Origin of the sequence: Paenibacillus sp. S150, assembly GCF_019352175.1 — a bacterium.
Classification (GTDB): domain Bacteria; phylum Bacillota; class Bacilli; order Paenibacillales; family Paenibacillaceae; genus Paenibacillus_AQ.
Genome location: NZ_JACBYI010000026.1, coordinates 62,608 through 76,734, shown reverse-complemented (window position 1 = coordinate 76,734; position 14,127 = coordinate 62,608). Strand labels below are relative to the sequence as shown.

At 53.6% G+C, this 14,127-nt stretch carries 10 protein-coding genes; 4 read left to right on the top strand and 6 right to left on the bottom strand.

The genetic code is table 11. The features are described from left to right. Positions 1 to 170 precede the first annotated feature (170 nt). Positions 171 to 1,817: a PAS domain-containing hybrid sensor histidine kinase/response regulator gene (locus HYD27_RS21090; RefSeq protein ID WP_219218432.1), complete on the top strand. Its 1,647-nt coding sequence runs from the start codon at positions 171 to 173 to the stop codon at positions 1,815 to 1,817. A 49-nt stretch (positions 1,818 to 1,866) separates the two neighbouring features. Next, positions 1,867 to 2,352, top strand: a complete 486-nt coding sequence (locus HYD27_RS21085) for a hypothetical protein (protein ID WP_219218430.1) — start codon at positions 1,867 to 1,869, stop codon at positions 2,350 to 2,352. 520 nt (positions 2,353 to 2,872) lie between these two features. Here the strand turns inward: HYD27_RS21085 and HYD27_RS21080 are convergent. The 6 genes from HYD27_RS21080 to HYD27_RS21055 form a co-directional block, all read right to left on the bottom strand. Beyond that, positions 2,873 to 3,718, bottom strand: a complete 846-nt coding sequence (locus HYD27_RS21080; protein ID WP_219218429.1) for a DegV family protein — start codon at positions 3,716 to 3,718, stop codon at positions 2,873 to 2,875. Positions 3,719 to 3,953: 235 nt separating this feature from the next. After that, on the bottom strand, positions 3,954 to 4,814 hold the full coding sequence (locus HYD27_RS21075) for an AraC family transcriptional regulator (protein ID WP_219218468.1): 861 nt from the start codon (positions 4,812 to 4,814) through the stop codon (positions 3,954 to 3,956). A 54-nt stretch (positions 4,815 to 4,868) separates the two neighbouring features. Further along, positions 4,869 to 6,590 carry a glycoside hydrolase family 13 protein gene (locus HYD27_RS21070; protein WP_219218427.1) on the bottom strand — a complete coding sequence of 574 codons (1,722 nt, stop codon included), beginning with the start codon at positions 6,588 to 6,590 and terminating at the stop codon, positions 4,869 to 4,871. 24 nt (positions 6,591 to 6,614) lie between these two features. Continuing rightward, positions 6,615 to 8,933, bottom strand: a complete 2,319-nt coding sequence (locus tag HYD27_RS21065) for a glycoside hydrolase family 65 protein (RefSeq protein ID WP_219218424.1) — start codon at positions 8,931 to 8,933, stop codon at positions 6,615 to 6,617. 290 nt (positions 8,934 to 9,223) lie between these two features. Continuing rightward, entirely contained in the window at positions 9,224 to 9,886 is a 663-nt protein-coding gene (pgmB, locus tag HYD27_RS21060; protein WP_219218422.1) for a beta-phosphoglucomutase, read from the bottom strand. A 384-nt stretch (positions 9,887 to 10,270) separates the two neighbouring features. Then, positions 10,271 to 11,308: a LacI family DNA-binding transcriptional regulator gene (locus HYD27_RS21055; RefSeq protein ID WP_219218419.1), complete on the bottom strand. Its 1,038-nt coding sequence runs from the start codon at positions 11,306 to 11,308 to the stop codon at positions 10,271 to 10,273. A 776-nt stretch (positions 11,309 to 12,084) separates the two neighbouring features. On the opposite strand from HYD27_RS21055, the gene HYD27_RS21050 reads away from it, so the two are divergent. Together HYD27_RS21050 and HYD27_RS21045 are read left to right on the top strand one after the other, a co-directional pair. Next, positions 12,085 to 13,725, top strand: coding sequence for a pullulanase-associated domain-containing protein (locus tag HYD27_RS21050; protein WP_219218417.1), 1,641 nt, complete (start codon positions 12,085 to 12,087; stop codon positions 13,723 to 13,725). Then, on the top strand, positions 13,697 to 14,011 hold the full coding sequence (locus HYD27_RS21045) for a hypothetical protein (protein WP_219218416.1): 315 nt from the start codon (positions 13,697 to 13,699) through the stop codon (positions 14,009 to 14,011). The genes HYD27_RS21050 and HYD27_RS21045 overlap by 29 nt, the downstream gene beginning before the upstream one ends. The last annotated feature ends 116 nt before the right edge of the window (positions 14,012 to 14,127 follow it).

Sequence of the window (14,127 nt, the reverse complement as noted above, 5' to 3'; positions counted from 1 at the left end):
ACAGCATTGGGCAACAATGTTTAGATGGCGACCAACTGCAGTTTTTTTGCTATAATAATTAATAATTCAGCAATTTCCGAGCGGAGTGCAGATTGCCCTTACATATCTTTTTTATCCGCAGCTTTTGAACAGACGGGGATACAGGATCGAAGCAGCAGAGGAGGTGGGCTATGCCTAAAGAATGGTCTTCCATTCTGGACCGGGTGCTTTCCCGGGAAAGTGCATATAAAGCGTTATATGACCATCATCCTGACCTGGTCATTGTGCTGGACAGAGAGGGGCGATATGTGGACAGCAACCGCCCTCTTGGCGCTGGCGCAGGTACGGATGTGCAGTTATCCGGTTCCGGCCTGCAGCCGCCTGGAGAAGAGCAATTTGCTGCAGCGCTCGGCGGCATCGGCTCCGGTTTTGAGCTGGAGGCGGGAGAAAGTCCAGGAAGCAGCCCGGCTGCCATTACGTATATGCCGGTCCAAGCCGAAGAAGGCATCGCAGGAGTATTGGCCATTGTCCGCTATGACCAGAGCCGTGATCTTCCCCCGCAGCTTCAGGAATGGTTCGGCAGGCTGCTGACCCGGGAAGCTCCTCCTACAGAATGGACGGATGACCGTGCACCGGAGCGTGCAGAGAAGCCTGATGAACGGGTTGCGGAGGAGGAACAGCAGAAGGCCGAGCTTGTGCTGGAGATGTCCGAGGACAGGCATCTTGGGCTGATTCTCAACTCTGTTGCGGCCGGAATCTTCGGACTGGACACCCGGGGCCGGACGTTCTTTATTAACCGCGAAGGGGCGGATATGCTGGGCTATGCTCCATCCGAGCTGATCGGCCGGGGTTTTGCCGAGCAGATTCATCATGTCCGGGCAGACGGGACAAGGTATCTGCAGTCTGAATGTCCGTTCTGGCAGACGCTGCAGGACGGCCATACCCGCAGCAAAGGGGACGAAATTTTCTGGCGCAAGGATGGCACCAGCTTTTTTGTCAGCTACCGGGTAGCCCCTCTGATGGATAAAGGAATGATCTGCGGGGTGGTCGGCTCTTTCAGTGACATTACGAATGAACGGGAGATTCTCCGGGCCAAAGAGACGGCGGAGCAGGCGGCTCAGGCCAAGTCGGATTTTCTCGCGATGATGAGCCATGAGATCCGCACGCCGATGAACGGAATGATCGGGATGGCCGATCTGCTGCTGGAGACGGAGCTTGAGGAGGAGCAGCGCACCTATGCCGAGATTCTGCGCAGCAGCAGCTACAGCCTGCTCAAAATCCTTAATGACATTCTGGATTTCAGCAAAATGGAGGCCGGCAAAATGCCGCTGCAATCGGAGAAATTTGATCTGCGCGAAATGCTGGAGAGCATCATTGATTTATTTACCCCCAAAGCCGAAGAAAAAAAGCTGGCGCTGCGGTGGTGGGCGGATACCAGTGTCCCGTCCGTTGTCACTACCGATCCCAGCCGCTTGCGGCAGATTATTGTGAACCTCGTCGGCAATGCGCTGAAATTCACTGAACGGGGCAGTGTAACCCTGTCCGTGAAGAACATTCAGCTTCCCGCCTCGCCGGAGTATCTGCTGGAATTCTCGGTGCGGGATACAGGGGTCGGGATTGCTGAAAACAAATTAAATCTGCTGTTCCAGTCCTTTTCCCAGCTGCATCCGTTCATCAACCGCAAGTACGGCGGCACAGGGCTTGGGCTGGCCATCTGCAAGCAGCTGGTCGAGCTGATGGGCGGAACCATCTTTGTCGAAAGCGAAGAAGACCGGGGCTCCACCTTCCGCTTCATGCTCCCTTTTGTCAAAGAGGAGATAGAGGCGGATATCACCTAGTCCCGCAATGAGAAACAGCAAGCCTCCTGCCGGAGACCTGCTGTTTTTTTTGAATTATTTCACGGCTGGGCTGTATTATGAACGAATGGATCGGGACTTCGGCCAGGCAAACTGCGCGATTGCGTTGTCCGCAGCGGGCAGGCAGAGGGAATCAAAGGCAGAAGTGCCTTTGAATTCGCCCGAAGCCGGCTGGACGAGGGAATCAAAGGCAGAAGTACCTTTGAATTCGCCTGAAGCCGGCTGGACGAGGGAATCAAAGGCAGAAGTACCTTTGAATTCGCCCGAAGCCGGCTGGGCGATGGAATCAAAGGCAGAAGTGCCTTTGAATTCGCCCGAAGCCGGCTGGGCGGTGAAATCAGAGGCAGAAGTACCTTTGATTTCGCCCGAAGCCGGCTGGACGAGGGAATCAAAGGCAGAAGTGCCTTTGAATTCGCCCGAAGGCGGCTGGGCGGTGGAATCAGAGGCAGAAGTACCTTTGAATTCGCCCGGCTGGGCGGTGGAATCAGCGCGAAATGATTCTTCTCCTCCCCATTAAAATGGCAGCATTCTTATATAGGACGCCAATAGGTTTCTTTCTTAGAATATAGAAATTATAGGTTTTACGCTATTAATTACCCTCTATTTTTGGAGAAACGGGTGCCGCCTCTTTCAGAGGACGGCGAAGAAGTTTCTTCTTAAAAAGATAAGAATTTATTGTTTCACGCTAAAAATTAGCCTTATCTTTCTCGCTGAAACGGATACCGTCCCTTAAAAGGACGGCGGTGCCGTTTCTGCTTGTTAAAGCGAAGTGGAAATAGTAAACATAAATGGACTGATAAGCACTCTATAGAAGGAATAGTGGGAAAAAGTAACCTTAATTGAAGCAACTTTGCCTGTAAGCGGGCAAGTTGGAGGGATTAGGTATACTTTTTCCCACTAACGTTTGCGAAAAAGGGGATGTGGGGAGAATTAAGATACCTTTTTCCACTTGGGCAGGGAAGCAAATACAGTTGGCGCTTGGTGCGGGTCCCGAAGAAGACAACCTGCAATTCAAGCGGGAATCAGCTTGTAGGGTTCTAACGCATATACATGAGACCTACCGTAGCGGGGCCGCAATGGCTTCCGATTACGCAGCCTGCGCGGATGACGGCAATTTCACTGACCTCGGTCTGCTCGCGCAGGACTTTCTCTAAATATTTAGCATCCTCTTCTGCCAGTGTGTGGGCGACAATAAGCAATTCCTTGTCCATTTCACCGGCATGTGCCAGGGCATGCTGCAGCATCTGCTCCACGGCCTTTTCCTTCTTGCCGCGAATCCTGCCGACCGGCACGATGGCGCCGTCTATCAGACGAAGCACTGGCCGGATCTTGAGCAGGCTGCCGATGAAATTCTGCATACCGGAGCAGCGTCCGCCCATGTACAGATAGTCCAGCGTATCGACGACAAATTCTGTCTCCACCCGGCTGCGGCACTCCTTCAGCATGGAGGCGATTTGCGGCGCACTTTGGCCCTTGGCGGCTGCGCGGGCGGCCTTCATCACCAGCAGCGCAATGCCTCCGCAGAGCGTCTCGGAATCAACAACCTGGACCCGGCCTTCCGGGAACTCACCGGCAGCCAGGAGTGCGTTCTGATATGTAGAGGATAAAGAAGAGGAAAGACTGATATAGACGATATCTCCTCCGCTGCTGATCACCGGCTCAAAGGCAGCCATGAAATCCGCAGGCGAGGGGGCCGCCGTCTTCGGCAGGGCACCGTTTGCGGCTACCCGGCGGTATACTTCCTCAGGTGTGATGTCCACCCCATCCTTGTAAGTAGCGTCCTCGAACACGACGTAAAGCGGGACGATGCCGATATCATACGTGTCCTTCCAGCCTTGCGGCAAATCGGAAGTGCTGTCTGAAAAGATTTTTACGATAGACATGAAATTCTCCTTCACCGGATCTCGGATGACAATATTCCATAATATAAGCCAGTTAATCTGTATATTATACCAAGGCTGCTCCGATTCTCAAAATAAAAATAATAGCTTTATAGCGGAGGGCGTTGTCAGTTCCGCCAGATTTCCGCTCCCGGCCTGACCCATAAACCACCTGTTTCAGCGAAAAAAAGACCAACCGCTCCCGGCGGCTGGTCTTGAAAAAAGAAACGTAAGGCTGCTACTTCTTCATCACCGGAATCCACACTTCACATACATAATCCTCCGCGTCCGTGTCGCCTGGAGGATACAGCTCGAACTCCGGTCCGCCCGCATGCTCATAGCCTGTACCCGGGAACCACTCCTGGAAAATCCGCTGCCACACATTTTGAATCGCATAAGGCATAGGGCCAACGGACTTGAATACAGCCCAGCTTGCCGCCGGAATTACTGCAGTCTCATAACCCTGCGGATCGGTCTTCGGAGTACCCTCCACTCCGATCCAGTAGGACAGCAGCTCTTTCTTCATGTCCATGCTCATACAGATGCCGAGCCAATCTTTGCCTGTGCCGGTTTGAATCAGCTTATCCGAAGTACCGTCCGCATTGCATTCACTCCAAAACGCGGGGATTCTGCGGAGATTTTCTCCGTCCCGTGTAGTAACCTCCATAGATTTGCCGATAACAGTAAAAGCTTCTTTCTCCACGATCCTGTATTCCATTTCCTGATCTCCCTTCAATGATAGATGGAAGGAGAGGCGGGGGAACGCTTTGAGCTGCACTCCGGGCTCACGCGCGGCTGAGGGCGTCAGCCCATGCGCCTTGCGGAATGCTTTGGCGAACGCCTCGGGGGAATCGTATCCGTATTTCAGCGCCACATCCAGCACCCTGATTTTTGAAATGGCCAGCTCCTGAGCCGCCAAGGTTAATCTGCGCTTGCGGATATAGTCTGCCACCGTAACTCCGGTCAGCATGCCGAACATACGCTGGAAGTGAAAAGGGGAGACATGAGCCACCTTGGCAACGTCCTCGATGCGCAGCGGTTCAGCCATCTTGCTCTCCATATAATCCAGTGCATTTTTCATGCGGATCAGCCATTCCAAGTTTGCCATCTCCCTTTGACTCCATACTATCATGCCGCTCCGAGGGCGGTCCTGTTATTCTCTGCTCATTGAAGACAGGTCCGATCCCAGCCCCCCCAGGCGGCAGACCCTGGCTTCATAAGGCCGCAGGGTTCCCCGGTCCATGGCCGCGGGCTCTTCGGGATAATTGCCGATGATGGTTTCGGCCACGGCGTTCAGCTCGTCCGGGAGCTCCACCGCCTGCGGGGTACCGCAGAAATTCAGCAGCACCAGCCAGCGTTCATTCTCCAGCGTCCGGGTATAGGCATAAATGGTTTCATGCTCCGGCAGCAGCAGCCCGTAATCGCCATATACCATAATGGGATGCTGTTTGCGTAAGGCGATGAGCTGCTGATAATAATAAAATACCGAATCCGGATCGGCCAGCGCCTGCCGGACATTGATCTCTTCATAGCGCGGATTGACCTTCAGCCACGGGGTTCCTTCTGTGAAGCCGGCATTTACGGTGGCATCCCATTGCATGGGCGTGCGGGCATTGTCCCGGCCTTTGGCATGGATGGCCTTCAGGATCGTATCATGATCTCCGCTGCCTTCGGTTACCTTTTCCCGGTACATGTTATGAATTTCAATATCCCTGTAATCTTCAAGCCGCGGAAAGCTCACGTTCGTCATGCCGATTTCTTCACCCTGATAAATGTAGGGCGTGCCTTTCAGGGTATGCAGCAGGGTGGCGAGCATTTTGGCTGAGATTACGCGGTATTCCCCGTCATTGCCGAATCTGGAAACCATCCGGGGCTGGTCATGGTTGTTCAGGTAGAGGCTGTTCCAGCCGCGGTCCGCCAGGCCTGCCTGCCATTTATGCAAGATATCGCGCAGCTTCGACAGGGTCCATGGGGTAACATTCCATTTGCCGCCGGGGCCGGAGTCCACATCCATGTGCTCGAATTGAAAAACCATCTGCAGCTCATGCCGGTCTTCGGCGGTATAAAGGATGGCATCCTCCACCGTAGCCCCCGGTGTCTCGCCAACGGTCATCACCTCATATTTGGAGAGCACCCTGCGGTTCATCTCCTGCAGATATTCGTGGACACGCGGGCCGTTCATATAATATTCGCCGCCACCGGCCAGCTCGCCGGGAGCAAGGCCTTCATGGTAGGCGGAGGGCAGGCCTTCCACCTTGGAGATCATGTTGATGACGTCCATCCGCAGCCCGTCCACCCCTTTGTCCAGCCAAAAGGCCATCATCCTGTACAGGGCCTCGCGCAGCTGCGGATTCTCCCAGTTAAGATCCGGCTGCTTGCGGGAGAACAGATGCAGATAGTATTCGCCTGTCCGCTCATCCAGCTCCCAGGCCGGACCGCTGAAGATCGAGCTCCAATTGTTCGGCAATCCGCCGTCCGGACTGCCGGGACGCCAGATATAATAATCCCGGTAAGGATTATCCTTGGAGGAGCGTGACTCGGCGAACCAGGCGTGTTCATCCGAGGAATGATTGATGACAAGGTCCATCATCAGCCTGATGCCGCGTGCATGCAGCCCGTCCAGCAGCTCCTCCCAATCGCTCAAGGTGCCGAATTCATCCATAATATCCTCGTAATCGCTGATATCGTAGCCGTTGTCATCGTTAGGAGACTTGTAGACCGGCGACAGCCAGACGACATCGACACCGAGCTTCTGCAAATAATCCAGGCGGGAGATAATCCCCCGCAAATCCCCGATCCCGTCCCCGTTGCTGTCCTGGAAGCTGCGCGGATAGATCTGATAGACGACGGCTTCTTTCCAAAAGGTTCTGTTCATGCGGATTAGCTCCTTTGATTGGTATTACACCGTAACGGGTGCCCCTTCAGCGGTCACACTGCTCAGTCCGTTCACCGTATACTCCTTGCCATGAATCGTGATCGACGCCGGAACATCGGTTTCGTTGACAACCGTAACCTGCACATCGGTCACGTTAACCTTCAGCCGGGAGCCGCGGAACATGATTTTGAACGAATAAGCCGTCCAGTGGCCCGGGTTGGACGGGTTCAAAATCAGCCGGTCTGCCTGCACCCGCAATCCGCCGAAGCCGTGCACAATGGACATCCACGTTCCCGCCATGCTTGTGATATGGCAGCCGTCTTCCGTATCGTTGTTGTAATTGTCGAGATCCAGTCTGGAGGTGCGCAGGTACATTTCATAAGCCTTCTCCTTGTAGCCCAGCTCACAGGCGAGAATTGCATGGATGCAGGGGGAGAGGGAGGATTCATGGACGGTAATCGGCTCGTAGAAGTCGAAATTCCGCTTTTTGGTCTCCAGATCGTACCGGTCGCCAAGGAAGTAGAGCCCCTGCAGCACATCGGCCTGCTTGATGAAGCAGGAGCGCAGGATGCGGTCCCAGGACCATTTTTGATTCAGCGGCAGGTTCTCGGGCAGGACATCCCTGACCTGAATGAGCTCCTTGTCGAGGAAGCCGTCCTGCTGCAGGAAGATGCTGCGTTCTTCATCGGCTGCATAGTACATTTTGGCGATAATTTCGTTCCACTTCGCCGTTTCACTCTCTGCAAGCTCCAGCTTGTCGGCAAGCTCCGCATAACGGGCGGATTCATTCTCCTGCAGATACGCCAGCGCTTCCAGCGTGTATTCCATTGTCCAGGCGGCCATCCGGTTTGTGTACCAGTTATTGTTGACGTTGTTCTCGTATTCGTTCGGCCCGGTCACGCCGAGCATGACATATTTGTCCTTGTGCGGCACGTAGTGGACACGTTCCTCCCAGAAGCGGGAAATCTCCACCAGCACCTCCAGGCCGTATTGGCCGAGATACGCTTTGTCTCCGGTGTAGCTGACATAGTTATAGACAGCATAGGCAATCGCGCCGTTGCGGTGAATTTCTTCGAAGGTAATTTCCCACTCATTGTGGCATTCCTCGCCGTTCATCGTCACCATGGGGTAGAGCGCGCCTTTTTTGAAGCCCAGCCTGCGGGCGTTTTCCTTGGCCTTTTCCAGATGCTTGTAACGGTAAATAAGCAGGTTGCGGGCAATCGAGGAATCCGCAGTACTCAAATAGAATGGCACACAATAGGCTTCCGTATCCCAGTAGGTGCTGCCGCCGTATTTTTCCCCGGTGAAGCCCTTAGGTCCAATATTCAGCCGGTCATCCTCGCCGGTATAGGTCTGGTTCAGCTGGAAAATATTAAACCGGATCGCCTGCTGCGCCGAAACATCGCCTTCGATGATAATGTCGCTTTCCTTCCATTTGTCTCTCCAAGCCTCCGCCTGTTCGGTCAGCAGCGCTGCAAAACCGGCCTCCCGGGCGCTGTGCAGCGCGCTTTGTGCCGCCTCGACCAATTGGCCCAGCCCGTGATTGCGGGAGGTCACGCTCGCGGCATACTTATAAATAACCACCTGGTCGCCGGATTTTACCGGGAAGGCCGCTTTGCTGGCTACATATTTTTCCCGCTCGATGGCTTCAGCGGCACCGGTTAGCTTTTCACCATTTACGAGAATGTCGAAGAGATAGGCCGAGGTCACGTGAAAATCAAGTTTTTTGGTCTTCAGCGTCAGATGGCCGCCGTCCGGTGCGCTTTTTTTCTCCACTTCATTCCAGAATTTCTCGTCGTAATTGGAATCTTTGTTCTTGATATCGCCGTCAAGATAAGGAGTAACGGCAAGCTCTCCGGCAAAATTAAGCGGAGTGACGGTGTAGCGGATCGCGCCGATTTCGCGGCGGGCCATGCTGACCATGCGGATGCTGTCTACCTGAAGCTCCTTGCCTTCTGCAGTTGCGGCTGTGAAGCTGCGGGAGAGGGTGCCTTCCTTCATATTAAGCTCCCGGCGGAATTCGCTGACAGTGCAGTTCGCCAAATCCAGCGGCGTGCCATCGATGTCAATGTTGATTCCAATCCAGTTCGTGCTGTTCAGCACCTTGGCAAAATACTCCGGATAGCCGTTTTTCCACCAGCCGACCCGTGTCTTGTCCGGGTAGTAGACGCCGGCCATATAGCTGCCCTGCAGGCTGTACCCGCTGTACTGCTCTTCAAAGTTGGCGCGTCCGCCCATATACCCGTTTCCGAGGCTAAAGACGCTTTCGGAAATTTCCTGGGTCTGCGGATCAAAGGCTTCTTCAATAATGGACCATTCGTCGATTTTTAAATATTGCTTCATGGGTACCGGCTCCTTTTAAATGGGGGATAAGGATATAAATGGAACTATCTGTTCGAGCGTTGCAGGTTACGTGTGGCCGCTCCGCAGGCGAAAGGCTGTTGCGATCGCTGTTGTCCCCGGATGCCCGGATCGAAGCTTGAAGGTAAGCATCCGGAGACAAAGGCGAACGCTGGCGCTTCTTCACAATCCTTTCGCCCGTTCCGCTATCACGCAACTCCAGTTCTCACAAATAGTTCTTTATAATAAGTAGGGCAGAAGAACTCACTTTTACCTGTAACTGTTAATGTTGGTCAAACGGCTGCAAATGATTCCCGGAGCGCTGCAACGCTGATGTGCGCAAGGGAAGGGACGACCAAATCCGCCGCGCCCAGGGTTGCAGGCGAACCGATGCCGACGCTGCGCATGCCGGCGCGGACGGCGGCGGTGATCCCCGCTTCGGCGTCCTCGAAAACGACACACTGCCCGGGGGCGGCATTTACAGCCTTGGCACCAAGCAGAAAGACCTCCGGATCGGGCTTGGCGGCACTGGTGTGCGTGCCGTCGATGATGGCATCGAAATATGGAGTAAGTCCGGTGTTGTTGAGAATCAGCATCGCGTTTTTGCTGGCAGAGCCGAGAGCTGTCCGGATTCCCTGAGTCCGGCATTCCTTAAGAAAATCCAGAGCGCCCGGCAGAATCTCCGAGCTGTCCATCCTGGAGATGTATTCAACGTAGCGGCTGTTTTTCTGCCCGGCGAGCTCAGCCTTGCGGGCTTCGTCCAGCGTAAGTCCGCCGATCTCCAGCAGAATGTTCAGCGACGCCGTCCGGCTGACGCCCTTGAGGCGTTCATTGTCCTGCTCGGTGAAGAGGAAGCCAAGCTGCTCCGCCAGCTCTCTCCAGGCGATAAAATGATATTTGGCAGTGTCGACAAGCACTCCGTCCAAATCGAACAGGCAGGCTTTGATTTCTGGCATGGTGGAACCTCCTTGGAAATTAGGTTTAGGAGCCTCCGCTTCCTGAATTTACTCCGGTCACAACCGGTTGCGGAAGCATTGGCTAACGGGCAATTCAGGGGCGGGCGAAAAAAGTGCAGATGTGCACAGTGTGCATCAATCCTGGTGCCGGACCCGCCGCTATGGCGGAAATCCTGCATTGGCCGCAACAATCCGGATGCCGGGTACGCAAAGTGCCGAAATCCTGCACAGGCTGCAATAAATGATGTAATGTCAGTCCCAACCACAGGCGGGAGCAGATATATTCAGCAGACAGAGTGAGATTTTTATGTAGCGCAAACGTTTGTACAAAGCCCGAAAAAATAAATGAAGCGTTGGACAGCTTCATTTATCTTGTTTCCGCAATCATTTCTTTACAGGCGAATACATGGACGACTCCCGTACGATTAAGCGGTGGGGAATCACGAACCGGTTCGTATATCCGTCGTGGTTATCCGGCTTCTGGATGCTCTGGATCAGCACCTGGGAAGCGGTATAGCCAAGATGATAAATTCCGATGTCGATGCTGCTGATCGGCGGGCTGGACAATTCCGAGAGCGGAATATTGTTGAAGCTGACGATCGCCAGATCCTCGGGAACCTTGTATTTCAGTTCATTCAGCCCCCGCAGTACGCCAAAAGAGACCATGTCATCGACGGCGACGAGCGCTGTGGGGCGGTTCGGGAGATTCATGAAGAAAGACATCGCCCTGTAGCCGCTGTCCTGCAGAAATTCGCCTTCAACGATCCATTCTGCCCGCATGTCCAGTCCGCTGTTTAACATCGCTTTGCGGTAGCCCTCCAGCCGGTCGCGTGAGACGATGAGATTGGGCGGCCCGCTCACGAAGCCAATGCGCTCATGCCCCATGGATATCAAGTGGTTCGTAGCGTCGTAAGCAGCCATGATATTATCGTTATCCACCGATAAAATATTCTCATAGCGGTCACTTCGCCCTACCAGTACAAACGGGTAGCCACCTGATTCCAGAAAATCAATTACGGCATCATCCTTGCGTGAATACAGCAGAATAACGCCGTCTACACGGCGGCCTTTGAGCAGGCGGGATACGGATTCGAGCTCTTCCTTCTCATTCGCGCCGGAGCTGATCAGCACATCATAGCCGGAACGGCTGGACTGTGTGACAATCCCGCGGATTAATTCCATAAAAAATAAATTGGAGAACAGCTCTTCAGCCGGTTTCGGAAGAATGATGCAAATGCTGTTCGTCGTCTTCGAAACCAGACTTTTGGCCATCATATTCGGAGTGTAGCCCATTTCCTCCATAATCACTTTGACTTTACGGGAAGTTTCTAGGCTAATTCTGGGATGGCCTGACAACACCCGGGATACAGTGGAGGGAGAAACTCCCGCTTTCTTAGCCACGTCCTTGATGGTAACTGTCATAGAAACCTCCTTATGGAACCGTTTGCTTTACTCTGTAATATTAATCGAAGTGCTGATAATTGTAAATAGTGAACTCTTGTTCAGGGACATTTGTATTAGCCCTGCATGTTGTCCGGAATGCGGAGCAGCGGGAGATTTTCCCCATTGGATCAGGATAATGCGAGGAAAAAATGGGGAATGAGCAGCCTTTTGGGTGAAAGGCCGATGAATCACTAACTTAAAGAGTGTAAACGAATTTGATCCCTTCCGACTGGACGATATAAGTTTTGCTTCAATAATTGCTCATGCCGGTTTTGTGCAAATCTGTGCAAATAATATCCGTATTTTGGTGCAAATAATGCCATGTGCAGAAATGGGGAATAGGAACCGGCGGCTGCATAAATCAGAAAATGCGGGTTGACAATGCTCCGGATACAGGATTAGTATGATGAACAGAAATAAAAAGCGCTTACATTGACGGTATTTGCTCATTTTCTGCTTCATTTTCTTCATCCGTTGTTCGTAATTTGTGCCATGCCGTTATTTGCAAACGTTTGCGCAAAAACGGCTCTGTTTACACGCACCTTATGCGCTGAACCGGGAGCTGCCAAACAGTCAGGAGAACGAAGAGAGTGGAGCCGGGGCGCATCACGCAGAGGGACGGCAGTTTATTTTGACAAGGGGGGACTCAAGCTTAAAGGGGCCTGAGAAGCCGCAATTATTACATGCACTGATCCGTTTAAGGCACACTCCGGTGCTAAAAGCACGGGCCGTTCCGCGCATCAGGTGTTTGATGGATGTTCAGCTGTCTTGAGGGGCAAATTTTATTATGGGGGTATTCTCGGAATGAAACGGGCGTTATGGGGCAAGAAGGCATTCGCTGTCAGTATGATTGCGGTTCTTATATTCTCTTATTTTTCTTTTTATCCGGCAACGTGAATGCGGCAGCGTCCAGGGTGGTGCTTGTCGGCAGTCTGCAGTCGGAATTATCCACGGAGGCAGAGCCGGCAACGGATTGGAATCCCGCAGCCGCTGTGACGGAATTGACCTATTTGGATAATGGCATGTACAGGTTCACAGGCACCTTGCCCGCAGGCGTCTATGAATACAAGATAGCGCTGAATGGAACCTGGGATGAGAGCTACGGGTACAGCAGCTATACGAATCCGGACGGAGTCAATCAGGACGGCAATATTCAGATTACACTCGCTGCCGAGACTGCCGTCACTTTTTATTATAATGATTTCACCAAGAAAATTGCCGATTCAACGTACTACTCCCCCCTTGCGGCCGATAAGCTGCCAAGGTTGACCGGAACGCTGCAGACGGAGCTGGGAGATGCTGCGGATTCTTCTCCGGCTGACGCCAAGGCGGTGCTGTCTGATCCGGATTTTGACGGGATTTATGAATATGCGGCCGAGCTGCCTCAAGGTGAATACGCTTACCGGATCTATGTTCCCGGAATTACACCGGAGGCGGATATGCTCTATCCGGACCGGGATCAGGCGCTGAGTCTTCCTGCCGATCTGAAGGTCGCGTTCAGGTACAATGCGCAGGATCACAGAGTCAGTGCCTCTTTTGCAGTGCCAGCTGAACCGGCGGCCGTGGCTCCCGTACCGGAGGGGCAGCTGCGGATTCACTATAACCGGCCAGCCGGAGATTATGCCGGTCAGGGCTTGTGGCTGTGGGGTGATGTGGCCGCGCCTTCGGCCAACTGGCCTGCGGGCGCAGCCCCTTTTCCTGAAGGGCAGACCGATGCCTATGGAGCCTATGTCGATGTGCCGCTGAAGACTGAAGCGAGGAAAATCTCCTTCTTCGTCGTCAACCGCAGCACGCAGGCCAAAGACGGAGGCGACAAGCTTTTTACGTTCAACACACCGCAGACCAATGAGCTATGGATTCAGCAAGGCTCGGATACCGTGACGCCGTACGAACCGGTGGCGCTTCCGGCAAACACCGTGCGGGTCCATTATGAGAGAGCTGACAGCAGCCAGAGCCAATACGGCTTATGGCTGTGGGGTGAAGTGTCTTCGCTGCCGGCCAGCTGGCCGGGGGACGCGGTCCCTTTTCTTGCGGAGCATACCGATGCCTACGGTGTCTACGCAGATATTCCGCTTAAGGAAAATGCCCGAAAAATGGGCTTCGCGGTTGTGAACCGTTCAAGCGGGGACAAAGACGGAGGCGATAAAACATTCGGTCTGCTGGACCGCTACAATCAGCTGTGGATCAAACAGGGCGATGATCGGGTATATGTATCCCCTTTTGGCGAGCTGCCGGTCAGTCTTGCTTCGCCTGTCAACCAGCAAAATCCTGCTCACCTTCATCTTAACGGACGGGCTGGAGGCTGCCGGGTTAAAGTCTGCGATTACCGTAAAAGACAAAGACGGAGCCTCAGTCGCGGTCTCTGCCGTGACGATCAAGAGCACGACCTCCGTTGAAGTGGATACGGCCGCTTTTGAGCTGGACAGGGCACCGCTGAGTGTCTCTTATTCCGGGAAAAGTGTATCCGCTTCCGCAGGCTGGAGAATGCTTGATGAAATGTACAATTACACGGGCGATGATCTGGGGGCTGCCTATCACCCGGCTGGCAAGTCGGCGACACTGAAGCTCTGGGCCCCTATGGCCAGCAGCGTTATTGCCAATGTGTACAGCAAAACGGACGCAACCGAGCGGGTCGCCCAAGTCAGCCTGACCCAAGGGGACACGACCGGACCTAAACTATAATAATCACAAGTTCAATCTATATAAGGGGAAAAAGTAAAACTAATTGGCTGAAAACCTTGCCGCAACAGGCTTTAGTGGGATTTTGTACACTTAATTCAGACCAATTCACCGCTTAC